The sequence below is a fragment of the Paludibaculum fermentans genome (assembly GCF_015277775.1).
In the GTDB taxonomy this organism is placed as follows: Bacteria; Acidobacteriota; Terriglobia; order Bryobacterales; family Bryobacteraceae; genus Paludibaculum; species Paludibaculum fermentans.
This window is the reverse complement of record NZ_CP063849.1, coordinates 2756143-2769584: the sequence shown is the minus strand read 5'-3', so window position 1 is coordinate 2769584 and position 13442 is coordinate 2756143. Positions and strand designations below refer to the sequence as shown.

Sequence of the window (13442 nt, the reverse complement as noted above, 5' to 3'; positions counted from 1 at the left end):
CTACTTCTTCTTGGCAGCAGCCTTCTTGGGGGCAGCGGCCTTCTTGGCGGGCGCGGCAGCCTTCTTGGCAGGAGCAGCGACCTTCTTCACGGGCGCGGCAGCCTTCTTGGCGGGCGCGGCAGCCTTCTTCGCCGGTGCGGCAGCCTTCTTGGCGGGCGCAGCGACCTTCTTCACGGGCGCGGCAGCCTTCTTGGCGGGCGCGGCTTTCTTCGTTGCTGTTTTCACTGTTTTCTTAGTCACCTTTCGGACGGCGGGTTGCGCCGTTGTTTTCGCGGCCGGCTTTCCGGACGCGTTCCCAACCTTTTGGACGGGAACTTCTACAGAGGATGCCTTCTTCAGCGCGGGCCGTTTGGCTTCGGCCGTCGCCGCGGCAGGTTTGGCTGCCGGCACGGTCACCTTGGGGGCCGGGGCTGCCGGTTCCACCGGCTTCGCGGGAGCTTCAACGGCCGCCGGCTTGGCGGGGGGCGCTGGCTTGCGGCGCACCGTGGGCTGCGGAACCGGAACCGGATCAACGGGGCGCGGAGCGGGCGGCGCAACTGGCACTGCCGGCACGATCGCGGCCGGCCGGACTGGTGCAGCAGGCGCACGCCTCAGTGCAGGCTTTTCCTCTTCTAAATCGTTATCGTCGAAAGCGGTATTGCTGCGCACTTCGCCTACCGCATCGTCGTGGAATGCGGTGTCGAAATCTGTGTCATCCTCGTCGAACGAGTCGAAGAGACGAGTATCCCTTTGCGGCATGGTCGATCAAGCCTCCTGCTTGGCCGAATCATAATTAGGATAACTTGTTTTTTAGCTTTCGCAACAGGGGGGGTGTCTGAAGAGCCGGATCAGGTGTCCCGCCGCAAGGCTTAGCGGCTAATGGGCTTGTGCGTCTTCGACACGACAGCGACGCGTTTTGTGGACGCCGGATGAATGCGTGTCGCGGTGGTCGCATAGCCCCGATGGGCTGTCGCACGGGCCTTTGAGGGCACGGCGCGCTTCACGGGCTGCACTTGCACGGAGGCCGGGATCAGCAGCATTTCGCCGCTTTCCGGGGCATCAAAGAAAGAAGAATCCAGCCGCGCATTCGCCGCAATGATCGAACCCGCGGCAGTCGAATAACGGCGGGCAATCGCGGTCAGCGTCTCGCCTTCTGCCACGCGGTGCAGCCGCCACGAGTCTCTTTTCGGTTCCGGAACCGACTCGAGAGCAGCCAGAACCACGCTGCCTTTGGCCTTGGGCACGCGCACTTCGTAGTTGGCTGGGGCGAGGTTGCGGAGCAGGGAAGGGTTGAGATCGCGGATCTCGGCCACGGGCAAGTCAGCCGCATCGGCGACGAGCGCCAGGCTGGTCGGGCAGGTGGTCTGCACCGTGTCGTATTCCATCGCACGCTCAGGTGTCTCGGGCGTGATGCCGTACGCCTCGGGATTCTTGCTGATGATGGCCATGGCCAGAATGGCCGGCACGTAATTCATCGTCTCGCGGGGCAGGGCGCTGCGTGAACGCAGTTCCCAGAAATCGGCAAACCCGGTGCGCTGCACCGCGCGCTCCACACAGAAGGGACCGCAGTTGTAGGCGGCCATCGCCAGATACCAATCCCCCAACTGGGAGTACAGGTCACGCAGATGCTTGGCGGCGGCGCGCGTCGCTTTTTCAGGATCCAGGCGGTCGTCGTGAAGCGCGGAGGCATTCAGGCCGTATTCCATGCCCCGGCTGCGCACAAACTGCCACATCCCGGCGGCGGCGGCGCGGCTGACCGCGCGCGGCACAAACCCGGATTCCGCTTGCGCCAGGCTGATCAATTCCTGCGGCACGCCTTCTTCGTCCAGGATCCGCGAGATCATCGGCTTGTACCGGCCCGCGTGCTTCCAGCCGTAGATCATCACCCGGCGCCCACGCTCGCTTGTGAAGTAGTTGATGTAGCTGAGGACGGCGTCATTTACCGTAAGGGGGAGTTCGGAAGAGGCGGCGGCGACCTGGGCGAGAGTGCGGTCTTTCAGGCGGGGGTCGATGGGGAAGGTGCGGTCGAGGATCTCCGGCAGGTTGGACTGCACAAATACCGGGCTTTCCGGCGACTCTCCACTGCCCAGCGACTCGATGTCGTAGCGGTGGATCAGCCGGATCAGCTCCTCGGACTTCTTTTCGGCGACCGAGCGATCCGGCGCGGACTCGGGCACATCCAGCAGCGTGTCGATAGCCAGGTTGAATTCCTTGCGGGCTTCGTCGAGCTTGCCTTCCTGGATGTAGAACTTACCGTATTGGAAGTGCTTGTCGGAGTCGCGCACGGCCTTCTGGGACGGCGTCAGGCTATCCGCGGAAATCTCCTTGGGCAGCAGTAACGCCGGCTGCTTGAGATTCACATAGGGATTGGACGCAGGTTCAGCGGGTTCCTCCGCCTTGGCGGCTGCCATGAAGCCGGCGGGCCACAAGCCGTTGGTATGTGGTCCTAATCGTGCAGGTGTTTGCCCAGAGGCGGGGATCAGTGTGGCCAGGCAGGCCAGCGAGGTTCGAAGGAGATGATTGCTTAGTTTCATTCCGACCTGGTCACGAACTGGAATATTGCGCTTACATGACTATCGAACAATTGACTCTATCTCATTAGGGCAATTTGGGTCAACTGGAAACACCAGGTGTGTAATCTGGAAACGGCACTTGTCCTCCAGTATACCAGTTTGAGGGCAACTCCTTGATCCAGCTTGTGATGGGGGGAAGAGGCGGGGTGGACGGCGCGGGCTCAAACCTGAGATTGACGTCCGAAACTCAGGATGCCGGGCCGGAAGATGGGGGCAGGTGGAAGAAAAGTGACCTTCAGGCGCCCAGGGCGAGTCCGGCCGCGTGGAAGCCCAGGCCCAAAGCCGTGCCAATCAGCGCCCCGGCGATCACGTCGCTGAGGAAGTGCATACCCAGCACAATCCGCGACACCGCGATCGACACAGCGCAGAACTGCAGCGCGAAGCGAGCCTCCGGGAAGTGGCCGATGATGGGCAGGATCACTGCGAACGCCGTGATCGTGTGGCCCGAAGGGAAGCTGAACTGATCCGGCGGCAACAGCGTCGACCAGCAGTGGGGTTCCAGCGCGCAGGGTCTGCGCCGGCCGGTGGCCCGCTTCAGATAAAGGAAGAGCCCGATGCCGGTCCAACAGGCGAGTGCCGCCTCCAGCACCGCCCACCGGCCTTCCGCGCCGCCAAAGATGGGCAACAGCAGCCCCAACGCGTACCACAGCCAGCCGTCGCCCCCGCGCGTCGCACAGACCATCCACAGGCGGATCCAGCGCGGGGCGCGCCAACGATGCACCCGCCGCATCAGGCCGTGATCCGTGGCCTCGACCCAGCTCAGGAAATCATGGGCGAGCGTGCTCATGCTTCTTTATCTCTTTGGGGGATGACAGCCGCGTGAAGAATCGACAAATGGTTCGTCAATTGTAGCGGGTAGGGCGGGCGAACAGGCCGGAAAACAGCGGCGCCCGTCCGGCGCGGGGGCCGAACGGGCGCTTGGCCAACTCCAGAGGAGCAGGTGGAAGAAAAACTACTTCTTCTCGTCCTTCTTCTCTTCCTTCTTCTTCTTGGCCTTCTTTTCCTTCTTCTCGGTCTTGGTGTCGTCCTTCTTGGCGTCCTGCGCCAGGACAACCGTCGTGGTCAGGGCGAAGGCCGCCAGGGTCAGAGTCGCGAAAAATTTCTTCATTCAGAGTCTCCTTATTTGGATCCGGGGGGCTGCACCCACCCTTCACTTAGCATCATGCGCCTTATGAACCCGCTGACCACTCCCCCCGATAGGCTACCGGGCGCCACTAATTTCAGGGGGCCTATCGAAGTGTCCGGAATCGGACGCAAGTGCCCGTTTACCACCACCAGGCAGCATCTTCCCCTTACCCCCATGTGATTGATTAATCATTACTTGCACCGATAGCGCGAGTGGCCGGAGGCGTGCAATCCTACATCAGGAAGTAGCAGAGGAGCACTCATGCGGATTCTGGTCGCCGACGATCAGCCGGACGTCCTGTTGGCCTTACGTTTCCTGTTGAAAGCAGAGGGGTTTACCATTCAAACGGCAGACCATCCGGCAGCCATTTTGAATGCTGTCCGGGATTCCTCCCCTGATTTAGTATTAATGGACCTTAATTACACTAGGGATACCACTTCAGGGGAGGAGGGCCTCAACACGCTCGCCCAGCTTCAACAATTGGGCTTGCGGGCTCCGGTGATCGTGATGACCGCCTGGGGCAGCGTCGAACTGGCGGTGGAGGCCATGCGCCGCGGAGCCGCCGATTTCGTCATGAAGCCCTGGGATAACGACAAGCTGCTCAGCACTTTACGGCGGCACCTGGTGGTGGCTCCGCAGCCGGCCAGCCGCGTGGCGCACGATCTGGACCTCGCCCGGCAGGTGCAGGCGCAACTGCTGCCGCAGCGCCGTCCGCCGCTGAAAACCCTCGAATACGACGGCCATTGCCGCCAGGCCGGCGCCGTCGGCGGCGATTACTTCGACTTTCTAGAGCTGGCCCCTGGCCGCGTGGGCCTCCTGCTGGCCGACATCTCCGGGAAAGGCATCGCCGCCGCCCTGCTCATGTCGAATCTGCAGGCGGCGCTGCGCAGCCTGGCGTGGCAGGCCACCCGGAATCTGCCCCTCCTGCTACGGACCCTGAACCTGCAGTTCCTGGAATCCACCCCGCCCGAGCGCTTCGCGACTCTCTTCTTCAGCGACTATGAGGACGCCAGCCGGACGCTGCGCTACGCCAACTGCGGCCACAACCCGCCGCTGCTCATGCGGGCGTCGGGCGAAGTAGAGTGGCTGAAGGCCACGGCTCCGGTAATCGGCCTGCTCGACGTGTTCCTGCCCGAGGTGGGAGAGACCGTCCTGGCGCCGGGCGACCGACTGATCATCTACTCCGACGGCGTAACCGACGCCCGTGGACCCGATGTGGACGATCTGGGCGACCTGGGCTTCGCGGATATCGTCCGTCTGAACCCTGGGCTTTCTCCGGAACAACTGACGGCCCACATCGCCGCGCTTTCGCCGGGCGATCAGTTCGACGACATGACCCTCGTACTCGCTCGGGCGGTCTAGTCCGGCGTTGCGCTGGGGCCATTTGCTATTCTCCACATCAGCGCATGCCGATCCTCGATTTTCTCTTCTTTGATGCCGGGGGCGGGCACCGTGCCGCCGCGACCGCGCTCAAGCTGGCGATGGAGCAGGAACAACTGCCCTGGGAACCGCGCCTGGTGCACCTGCAGGATATTCTGGCGCCGGCCGACGTGTTCAAGAAGGTCCTGCGCATCGACCTGCAGGAGATCTACAACCTGATGCTCCGCCGCGGCTGGACCCTGGGCTCCGAGCAGGGCCTGCGCTTCATGCAGGGTGTCATCCGCCTCTATCACGGCACCGAAGTGAAGCTGATGTGGGAGTGGTGGCAGTTTCGCTCGAAAGCAGCCGCCCCGGATGGCGTAGTCAGCGTCGTGCCCAACTTCAACCGGGCCATCTACGAAGGCTTGCAGAAGGCGCTGCCCGGGACCCCCTACATCACCATCCTGACCGACATCGCCGACTTTCCCCCCGCCTTTTGGATGGAGAAGCAGGACCAGTACTTCATCTGCGGCAGCGACCGCGCTTACCGCCAGGCGCTCGACATGGGGCACCCCAAGAACCGGGTCTTTCAGACGTCGGGCATGATCCTCCATCCGCGCTTCTACCAGCCCCTGGACGTGGATGTCGCAGCCGAGCGAACCGCCGCCGGCCTGGATCCCTCCACACCCACGGGGCTGGTATTGTTCGGCGGGTACGGCACCGGCGTCATGAAGGACATCCTGCGGCGCCTGGACGAGTCTGGCCAAAACCTGCAGTTGATCCTGATTGCGGGCCGCAACGAGTCGTTGAAGAAGCAATTGGAAACGCAGCCCAGCCGAATCAGGAAACATGTGGTCGGATTTACCAGCGAAATCCCCCGCTGGATGAAACTGTCCAATTTCTTCATCGGCAAGCCGGGGCCCGGCAGCCTGAGCGAGGCGGTTCACATGGGGTTACCGGCCATCACCGTGCGCAACGCCTGGACCCTGCCGCAGGAGCGCTACAACGCCGAATGGCTGCGGGAGAACAAGCTCGGACTGGTTCTGAAGAGTTTCGATGCGATCGGCCAGGCCGCTTCCGAACTGCTGACCGGAGGCCGGCTGGAGGAGATGAGCGCCAACGCGAAACGCATCCAAAACCGGGCCATTTTCGAGATTCCCGGACTGTTGAACGAAATCATGACCCGCCGGCCTTGAATTTTTGATCCTTGCGGCTCTTGCGGTTGCCCTCACATGGACGTATAATTTCGCCCCAGAGGCTCATGCAGCACATCCATTTTCCCTTGTGGAACGTGCAACATCGGGAGGCCGGTCTGGCTCGGGCTATCTCAGCATGCTGGGCTGCCTTCTGGACCTGGTTCGGTTTCGCCTGCGGCGTCGCCGAATTTGCCTCCTTCACCGACGTCCTTCAACAAACCGTACCCGGAATCCTGTTCATCGGCGCAACCGCCCTGGCCTGGCGCTTTCCCAGGGAAGGCGGAGCCCTCCTGCTGGCCCTGGGCATTGTCGTGTTCGGTGTCTACTGGAATTTCGCCACGCAACAAAGCGGTGGCGCAGCCATGCTGACCGCCGTGATGCTGGTCGGGCCGCCCATGCTGGCGGGCACGCTGTTCCTCCGTGCTCCAGAGGATCACCGGACTGCAACGATGGCTCCACGACACTGATAGACTGTTGGGGTTCATGCTCCGCCGAACCTTTCTCCCCACCGCGCTCAGCAGCGCCCTGGCGGTGCCAGCCCTCTGGGGCCGCCATCGCATTGACCTCTCCCGCATCAGCCTGCTGACCGACGAGGTGGGCAAATCGCCCGCCGAATCCATTGCCTTTGCAAAACAGTACGGAATCGACTGGGTGGAACTGCGCGGCATTCCAGGCAAGGGTGGCACCTATGCCTTCCTGGGCGAGCCGGAACTGCGCGACTTCGCCAAATCGCTGAAGGAAGCCAAACTGCGCGTGTCGTTCCTCAACACGCCCATGCTCAAGTTCTCCATGCCCGGCACGGAGCCCAGGCGCCGGCGGCCGGAAACTGCGGAGGAGAAGGCCAAACGCGAGGAACGGGACAAAAAGCAGTTCGACGACCGCTTCGTGGCGCTGAACAAAGCCATTCTGGCCGCGCACATCCTAGGCGTGAAGGGCATTCGCGTGTTCGCCTTCTCGCGCGTCGAGGAGCCGGAAAGCGTCCTGCCCAAGATCGCCGCCGTGCTGCAGGAGATGGCCAAGGTGGCTGAGAAGGAAGGCGTCGAACTCCTGATCGAGAACGAGGCCTCCTGCAACGTGGGCACCTCCGCCGAGCTCAAGCGCATCTGCGAACTCGTGCCCTCCAAGGCCTTCGGCATCAACTGGGATCCGGTGAACGCGATCGGACTCAAGGAGACGCCCTGGCCGGACGGCTACAAGCTGCTGCCCGCCAAACGCGTGCACAACGTGCAGATGAAGGCGCGTGCGCTCGTCATCGGACCCGATTTCCTGGATTGGAAGGCCATCTACCACCAGTTGGAGCAGGACGGGTACGCCGGTAAGGTCGGGCTGGAGACGCACGTCTTCGACGGCACACTCATTGAGAAAGCTCACCTTTGTATGAAGAAGATCCAGGAGCTGGTGAAAGCATGATGAAACCGCCGGGCCTTCCGCCCATGGCCCGCAATCTGATGTTAGGGCTGATGGCGGTGGCAATCCTCGCCGGAGTCGCCCTGCTGGTGAATCGCGGGTCGCAGGTCCGGCTGGAAGGCTCCATCCTCAAGGTCCGCGTCGTCCCGACCGACGACAATGCCTGCCTGGCCGTAGTCGACTTTCGGGTGAAGAATCCCTCCTCGACGATCTTCCAGGTGAAGCAGTTGAAGATCGTGGTCACCACGGCCGACGGGACGGAGATCGAAGGGCAGACGGTCCCGCAGTTGGATCTGGACCGCGTGCTCGAGTACCACAAGGTGGCCGGCACACGCTACACGCCAATGCTCAAGGAGCGCGACCGGCTCAATAGCGGAGTGGAAGAGGATCGCACCGCCGCGGCCGGGTTCACCCTCTCTGAGAAGGTGTTCCAGACCCGCAAGGGGCTGACGCTCAAGATTCAGGATGCCGACGGAATGGCAACGGAATTCGGCAACGCGCCGCCCAAGCGGTAGTTGCCTTAGTCCGTACTGGTCAGCCAGGAGTGCGCGGTCTCGCCCACCATGCCGGCCTTCAGTGCTTTCCGCACGGTCTTGTCCTGGTACATCAGCTCATCTGCCTTGGCGAGCAGTTCCTCGGCCGACCGGCCGTCCTTCGGGTAGAAGGCGATCCCCACGCTCAGGGACGCGACGCGTTCCGTGCACAGGTCGAAGGCGACCTTCTCCACCATCTCGGAGAAGCGCTTCCGGCGGGTCTTCACCGCTTCGTCCGTCGCGCCGGGCAGGACAATGACGAACTCGTCGCCGCCCAGGCGGGCCACGAAGTCGTACTCGCGGCACGATTCCTTGAATCCGGCCGCCACACCCTGCAGTAGTTTGTTGCCGGTGAGGTGCCCAAACCGGTCGTTCACCTGTTTGAAGCCGTCCAGGTCACAAACCAGCACCGCCAGCGTGGCGCTGTTGCGGGCCGATCGCGACAGTTCGTTCTGCAGATGCAGGAACAGTGAACCGGCGTTCGGCAACCCGGTGAGGAAGTCGAACGAAGCCTGGTTCTCGGCCGCCCGGAACAGCAGCGAGTTTTCCACGGTCACCGAGAGCTTGGGGGTCAGGGCGAGCAGCAGGCCGAGCTGCGGCTGCGTGAAGGCCTCACGCTTTTCGGCATAGAAAGTGAGCACGCCCACTACCCCGCGCGGACCTTCCAAGGGGACTGACATGGCCGACTTCAGGCGCGCGGCCTTTTCCGGCGAGCGTCCGGCCAGCGGTTCCGCCGCCGGGTCTTCATTCAGCAGCGGTTTGCGCCGTTCCGCCACCCCGCCGCTGAGGCCCTCCCCTTTCTCCATGCTGAGGCCGTTGAACAGCGAGAAGTTCTCGCCATCGATGAACGATGCCTCCAGCCGCTTCTCGTTGCACAGGTACAGCACCAGTGTGTCGAACGGGATCTGCTTGCGGAATCTGCGCGAGATGGCCGAGAGGGTTTCGTGCAGATTGAGGGAACTGCCCAGAATCTGTGTGAACTCCAGCAGGGACTGCTCCTCCTGGCGCGCCGCTGCAATGGTGGCCAGGAACGCCGGCGTCTCATCGGCCGCCTCCACTGTCAGGGCTTTCCCGTCCTTGCCTTTCACGATGCGCGGCGGGACAACCGGACTGGCCTTGGCCTCGTCGCTCAACTGAATATAGATCCGGTCCAGGGCTGCCACCACCGTGGGATCCAGGCCCCGCCCGGATTCCTGGCGCACGATGGCCATGGCCTTCTCAGTGGGCAGCGCCCGGCGATGATGGCGATCCGAGCAGAGCGCCACAAACGTGTCCACCGCGGCGAGCACGCGTGCCTCCAGCGGGATTTGCTCGCCTTTCAAACCCAACGGGTAGCCATTGCCGTCCCAGCGCTCATGGTGCGCCCGGACGATGGGCGCCACCGCGTAAGGGAAGTTCGCCCGTTCAATGATGTCGCCGCCTACGTCGGGATGCACTTTCAGCCGTTCATACTCTTCCGGGGTCAGGCGGCCCGGTTTCATGATGATGTGGTCCGGAACCGCCACCTGGCCGATGTCGTGCAGCACGGCCGCCGTCCGCAACGCCCGCAATTCGGGTTCGCGCAGACCCACGGCCCGTCCCAGCGTCACCGCGTAGGTCGCCATGCGGTGTAAATGGTCGACCGCGCTCATCTCCTTGGACTCAACCGCCAGGGCCAGCGCCTCCACCATGCTGAGCTGCAGGGTGGCGAGTTCCTCGGCGTGCTGGCGCTCGCGGGCCAGCGAATCGATCTGCAGTCCGTACGCCCGGTAAACCAGGAACAGCAACGGGACGATGATGACCGCGGTCTGCCACAGCGGCAGTTGCACCACGGCGGTCAACAAACCGGCCAGGGCCGCGCCGGCCAGATAGTATGGCAACGACCACAAAAAGCGGTTGTGCCAGACGCGCCGCAGCAACTCCCGCTCTTTCATGGCGGTCGTGGCGGCCAGCGGGAACGCGGTGACCAGAAACAGGATTGTGCCGGCCAGGGGCAGGCCCGCCGCCACCCCGCTGTTGGGCAGCAGCTGCATGATGCGATCGAAGGCAAGATGGGCGGCTTCAATGCCCAGCACCACCACCGCGGTCTGGAACGAAAGCGACAGCCAATCGATGCGCGCCTTCGTATCCCGCAGGTAATGGATGATGGTGCCCGTGATGCCGATGGTGATCGTCTGGCCCATGCTGAGCTGCGCCAGGCTGGCCAGGATGAAGATGAAACCGATGGAAATGGTTCCGGCGGCCGTTGGGACGCCGAGACGCATCAACGATGTGACGATCGTCAGTGCGAAATAGGACAGAAACAAGCGGTCATTGCCGCCTGATGAAACCAGGCTCTGACGGACGGCCAACGCCAATCCGAGCAGAAGAATCAGAGATTGGTAGACCTTGGCCTTTTTCGTCATGCTGAGTGAGGCAGATAAAAGTTCGATTAAGGAGTTGTATGCAAGAAAGCGGCCAACAGGAGCCTCGTTCCCGTCCTGCGCACCAACCGCTTTGTTTCACCTCTTTGTATCGGTCCGGTGAGGCATTCACTTTAGGACATTCGATGGATGGTAGGACAGATTGTCCAGTACCGCTGGGCAGGTAGGACTTTTTGTCCTGCTGGCGCTCCGGCCGCATCCCCTACAATGAAAGAACTCGCAGCATGGTCGATATTCACTCCCACGTACTACCGGGCATTGACGATGGTTCGAAATCGATGGATGAGACCGTCGAGATGATCCGCATGGCCAGGGCCCATGGCACCACGATTCTGGTCGCTTCCCCCCACGCCGATACGCAGTATACCTATGACGCCGCGCGCGTCGAGGAGTTGTTGGCGGAGGCGCGGGCGCTGGCCGGCCCCGGCATCCAACTGGTGCGAGGCTGCGACTTCCACCTGATGTTCGACAACATCGAGGCCGCGCTGCGCGAGCCGATGAAGTACACCATCAACCAGAAGGGCTACCTCTTAATGGAGCTCTCCGACATCACCATCTTTCCCAACACCGGGTCCCTCTGGACCCAGTTGGAAGATGCGGGGATGAAGATCATCCTGACCCATCCAGAGCGGAATCCTCTGCTCCGGCAGCGGCTCGAACTGGTGCAGGAGTGGGTGGCCCAAGGGCGGTACATGCAGGTGACCGGGCAGTCGCTGCTGGGCCTGTTCGGCAAGAAGGCTGAGGAGTTCGCCAAGCAGTTGCTCGACCTGGGGCTGGTCCACTTCATCGCGTCGGACGCGCACGACCTGCGCGGCCGTCCCCCGCGCCTGGATGTCGCCTTTCACTGGATCTGCGAGAACTACTCTCCACGCCTGGCGGAACTGCTGTTTATTGAGCATCCGGCGGCGGCGGTGCGCGGCGAGGCGCTTGACCTCAAGGACTTTCCTCCGCCCGCGAAACCAAGGAAGACCGGCTTCTGGTCGCGCGTCTTTAAAAAGTAGCGGCTTAAGTACGATATCCGCGGGTTACCACGCGCCGCCGCCCGCCAATCCGTAGATTTCATCGAAGTGGTGGATGTGCTGACCGGTGGCTCCGCGTTCGCCCGCGACGGCCATCGCCGAGGCGAGGACGCCCACGGGCATGGGCCGGTACTTTCGCAAGCTGCCCCCCATCGCCCATTCCACGGCACGCAGCAGGCGAATGCCCCACAGTTCACGCGGGCGAGCGTCCGGTCGGCTCCCCATCAGCACGCCCGGCCGGAAAATGTGCAGGGCCTCGAAGCCCATCCCGGCGAGCGCCTCTTCCATTTCGCCCTTCACCTTCAAATAGAACGTGCCCGAGCGGGCATTGGCCCCGACGCTGGAGACCACCATCAGGCGCGTGGCTCCGGCTTCGCGTCCGGCCTTGGCAAAGCGTACGACATAGTCGAAATCCACTTGCCGGAGGGCAGCCTTGCTCCCTGCCGCCTTAATCGTCGTGCCCAGGCAGCAGAAGAGGTGCGTCGCTCCGGGGAGCTGGCTCGCTTCCAGGGATTCCAGCCGATCCTGGCGCGTCAACGCCTGGACCCCATCGTAAAAGGCATCCTCTTCCAGTACTTCCCGCAGGTATCTCCCGGTAAGCCCGGTGGAGCCGGCCAGCACAGCGACGTTTCGCGACATATTCAGAAAGGATACCCTGCAACGCAGGGAAGGCATTGCCGGTTTAGGGCGCCAGGCGGCACAGCGGGTCGCCCACGACGATGTTCATCCAGCTCAGCACGGGGATGGACGACCAGAAGCTCTCGGCCAGGGTTTTGCCGGAGAGGTAGGCAGGGAAGAGCACCTCCGGGTGCGGCGTCTGCTGAAGGTAGGGCTCGTAGACGTGGCCGGAAACGCCGGTGGCGCCCTGCCGGATGAAGTCGGCCGACAAGGTCTGCGGTGAGCCGGCGAAGTGGTCGGCCCGGTTTTCCCACGACCCGCCTGGCACCCAACTGGCGGGGGGCTCCTGGAACGTCCGCCCGTCGGTCGAGACGAACTCCGTCACGATGGCCCCCGGCAGGTATTCGAACTTCACGTCGCGCTCATGGCGCTTTTTGTCGTTCGAGCCCCAACTGGCGTAGCCGATGACGAACTTGGCTCCATAGACCACGTTTTCCGTTTCTTCATGCAGCACGCGGTCCTTGGGCAGGTGGAGCGTGGCGCGGAACAGCCAGTTGTCCCCGAGCTCCATGCCGGGATAGTGCTGGTCGAGGACGACGATGCCGCGATTGCGGGCCCGCAGGGCGCGATCGATCAGCCCGCGCACGTCCTGAAAGGTGTAGCCGGTCAAACGGGTCACCAGGTAGAGCGGGAACTCCGGGTGCGAGAACGGGCGGTCGCTGCCGTAGAACGGATTCGGCATGGGGCCCGGTATCGGGTGCGGAGTGCCCTTCAGGTCGCCGTAGAGCGCGGCGAGTTCCGAATCCACCGACGCCGCCGTGCCAGTGGGGCCCTGCGAGCCTTTGATCTTCAAAGGGACGCCGGACGTGGTGACGATCACGAGAATGCGGTCCTCCCACTTGCGCTTGCGCAGGAACGAGGCCATCGGTCCCGCGATGTGGCTGTCGTATTCGGCCCGCGAGATCTCCTCGGCTACCGGCATGCCCAACAGCAGAACCTGGTCTTTCGGAATGCCTCGCTGGCGGGCGTAGTACTCGGTGATCGACTTCGAGACCGAGGAGTTGCGGTTGCCGAGAATCAGCACATCCGCCGGGGTCAGGGCACCGCACGCGCCGGCAGCCGCGGAGAGAAGGACGAACAGCCGCGTCGCTGTCGGTAGAGTCATTGCAGGAATATCAGCGAGCCGGAAGTCGTGGAATGGAGGACAGCGCGTTCGCGGGGGACTTGTAT

13 protein-coding genes are annotated in these 13442 nt (G+C 63.1%); 6 read left to right on the top strand and 7 right to left on the bottom strand.

Features of this window, described 5'->3' with window-relative positions; translation table 11 throughout:
• The 4 genes from IRI77_RS10795 to IRI77_RS10780 all read right to left on the bottom strand — a co-directional run bounded on the left by IRI77_RS10795 (window position 1) and on the right by IRI77_RS10780 (window position 3660).
• Window positions 1-738 carry a hypothetical protein gene (locus tag IRI77_RS10795; RefSeq protein ID WP_194452079.1) on the bottom strand — a complete coding sequence of 246 codons (738 nt, stop codon included), beginning with the start codon at window positions 736-738 and terminating at the stop codon, window positions 1-3.
• A 110-nt stretch (window positions 739-848) separates the two neighbouring features.
• Window positions 849-2390, bottom strand: a complete 1542-nt coding sequence (locus tag IRI77_RS10790) for a transglycosylase SLT domain-containing protein (RefSeq protein WP_194452078.1) — start codon at window positions 2388-2390, stop codon at window positions 849-851.
• A gap of 397 nt (window positions 2391-2787) precedes the next feature.
• On the bottom strand, window positions 2788-3339 hold the full coding sequence (locus IRI77_RS10785; RefSeq protein WP_194452077.1) for a phosphatase PAP2 family protein: 552 nt from the start codon (window positions 3337-3339) through the stop codon (window positions 2788-2790).
• Window positions 3340-3504: 165 nt separating this feature from the next.
• Window positions 3505-3660: a hypothetical protein gene (locus IRI77_RS10780; protein WP_194452076.1), complete on the bottom strand. Its 156-nt coding sequence runs from the start codon at window positions 3658-3660 to the stop codon at window positions 3505-3507.
• A 279-nt stretch (window positions 3661-3939) separates the two neighbouring features.
• On the opposite strand from IRI77_RS10780, the gene IRI77_RS10775 reads away from it, so the two are divergent.
• From IRI77_RS10775 to IRI77_RS10755, 5 genes are all read left to right on the top strand, one after another.
• Window positions 3940-5040 (top strand): PP2C family protein-serine/threonine phosphatase, encoded by a 1101-nt coding sequence (locus tag IRI77_RS10775; RefSeq protein ID WP_194452075.1) that lies wholly within the window; start codon window positions 3940-3942, stop codon window positions 5038-5040.
• Between the two features lie 44 nt (window positions 5041-5084).
• Entirely contained in the window at window positions 5085-6233 is a 1149-nt protein-coding gene (locus IRI77_RS10770) for a glycosyltransferase (RefSeq protein WP_194452074.1), read from the top strand.
• Window positions 6234-6298: 65 nt separating this feature from the next.
• On the top strand, window positions 6299-6700 hold the full coding sequence (locus tag IRI77_RS10765) for a DUF7670 domain-containing protein (RefSeq protein WP_194452073.1): 402 nt from the start codon (window positions 6299-6301) through the stop codon (window positions 6698-6700).
• Window positions 6701-6716: 16 nt separating this feature from the next.
• Window positions 6717-7643: a sugar phosphate isomerase/epimerase family protein gene (locus IRI77_RS10760; RefSeq protein ID WP_194452072.1), complete on the top strand. Its 927-nt coding sequence runs from the start codon at window positions 6717-6719 to the stop codon at window positions 7641-7643.
• Entirely contained in the window at window positions 7640-8155 is a 516-nt protein-coding gene (locus IRI77_RS10755; RefSeq protein ID WP_194452071.1) for a hypothetical protein, read from the top strand. Before IRI77_RS10760 ends, IRI77_RS10755 begins: the two co-directional genes overlap by 4 nt.
• Window positions 8156-8160: 5 nt before the next feature.
• Here the strand turns inward: IRI77_RS10755 and IRI77_RS10750 are convergent, their stop codons facing one another.
• Window positions 8161-10557: a diguanylate cyclase domain-containing protein gene (locus tag IRI77_RS10750; RefSeq protein WP_194452070.1), complete on the bottom strand. Its 2397-nt coding sequence runs from the start codon at window positions 10555-10557 to the stop codon at window positions 8161-8163.
• Window positions 10558-10799: 242 nt separating this feature from the next.
• Here IRI77_RS10750 and IRI77_RS10745 point away from each other — a divergent pair, with 242 nt between their 5' ends.
• Window positions 10800-11576, top strand: coding sequence for a tyrosine-protein phosphatase (locus IRI77_RS10745; RefSeq protein ID WP_194452069.1), 777 nt, complete (start codon window positions 10800-10802; stop codon window positions 11574-11576).
• A 24-nt stretch (window positions 11577-11600) separates the two neighbouring features.
• On the opposite strand, the gene IRI77_RS10740 is transcribed toward IRI77_RS10745, so the two are convergent.
• Window positions 11601-12233: a Rossmann-fold NAD(P)-binding domain-containing protein gene (locus IRI77_RS10740; protein WP_194452068.1), complete on the bottom strand. Its 633-nt coding sequence runs from the start codon at window positions 12231-12233 to the stop codon at window positions 11601-11603.
• Window positions 12234-12276: 43 nt separating this feature from the next.
• The gene (locus IRI77_RS10735; protein WP_194452067.1) at window positions 12277-13377 is read right to left on the bottom strand and encodes a TIGR03790 family protein; all 1101 of its coding nucleotides are present in this window, start codon (window positions 13375-13377) and stop codon (window positions 12277-12279) included.
• Between the last annotated feature and the right edge of the window lie 65 nt (window positions 13378-13442).

What these genes read in the sequence shown, in the direction of transcription:
- IRI77_RS10795 (WP_194452079.1), bottom strand. Translation starts at nt 738, where the DNA reads ATGCCGCAAAGGGATACTCGTCTCTTCGACTCGTTCGACGAGGATGAC.
- IRI77_RS10790 (WP_194452078.1), bottom strand. Translation starts at nt 2,390, where the DNA reads ATGGCAGCCGCCAAGGCGGAGGAACCCGCTGAACCTGCGTCCAATCCC.
- IRI77_RS10785 (WP_194452077.1), bottom strand. Translation starts at nt 3,339, where the DNA reads ATGAGCACGCTCGCCCATGATTTCCTGAGCTGGGTCGAGGCCACGGAT.
- IRI77_RS10780 (WP_194452076.1), bottom strand. Translation starts at nt 3,660, where the DNA reads ATGAAGAAATTTTTCGCGACTCTGACCCTGGCGGCCTTCGCCCTGACC.
- IRI77_RS10775 (WP_194452075.1), top strand. Translation starts at nt 3,940, where the DNA reads ATGCGGATTCTGGTCGCCGACGATCAGCCGGACGTCCTGTTGGCCTTA.
- IRI77_RS10770 (WP_194452074.1), top strand. Translation starts at nt 5,085, where the DNA reads ATGCCGATCCTCGATTTTCTCTTCTTTGATGCCGGGGGCGGGCACCGT.
- IRI77_RS10765 (WP_194452073.1), top strand. Translation starts at nt 6,299, where the DNA reads ATGCAGCACATCCATTTTCCCTTGTGGAACGTGCAACATCGGGAGGCC.
- IRI77_RS10760 (WP_194452072.1), top strand. Translation starts at nt 6,717, where the DNA reads ATGCTCCGCCGAACCTTTCTCCCCACCGCGCTCAGCAGCGCCCTGGCG.
- IRI77_RS10755 (WP_194452071.1), top strand. Translation starts at nt 7,640, where the DNA reads ATGATGAAACCGCCGGGCCTTCCGCCCATGGCCCGCAATCTGATGTTA.
- IRI77_RS10750 (WP_194452070.1), bottom strand. Translation starts at nt 10,557, where the DNA reads ATGACGAAAAAGGCCAAGGTCTACCAATCTCTGATTCTTCTGCTCGGA.
- IRI77_RS10745 (WP_194452069.1), top strand. Translation starts at nt 10,800, where the DNA reads ATGGTCGATATTCACTCCCACGTACTACCGGGCATTGACGATGGTTCG.
- IRI77_RS10740 (WP_194452068.1), bottom strand. Translation starts at nt 12,233, where the DNA reads ATGTCGCGAAACGTCGCTGTGCTGGCCGGCTCCACCGGGCTTACCGGG.
- IRI77_RS10735 (WP_194452067.1), bottom strand. Translation starts at nt 13,377, where the DNA reads ATGACTCTACCGACAGCGACGCGGCTGTTCGTCCTTCTCTCCGCGGCT.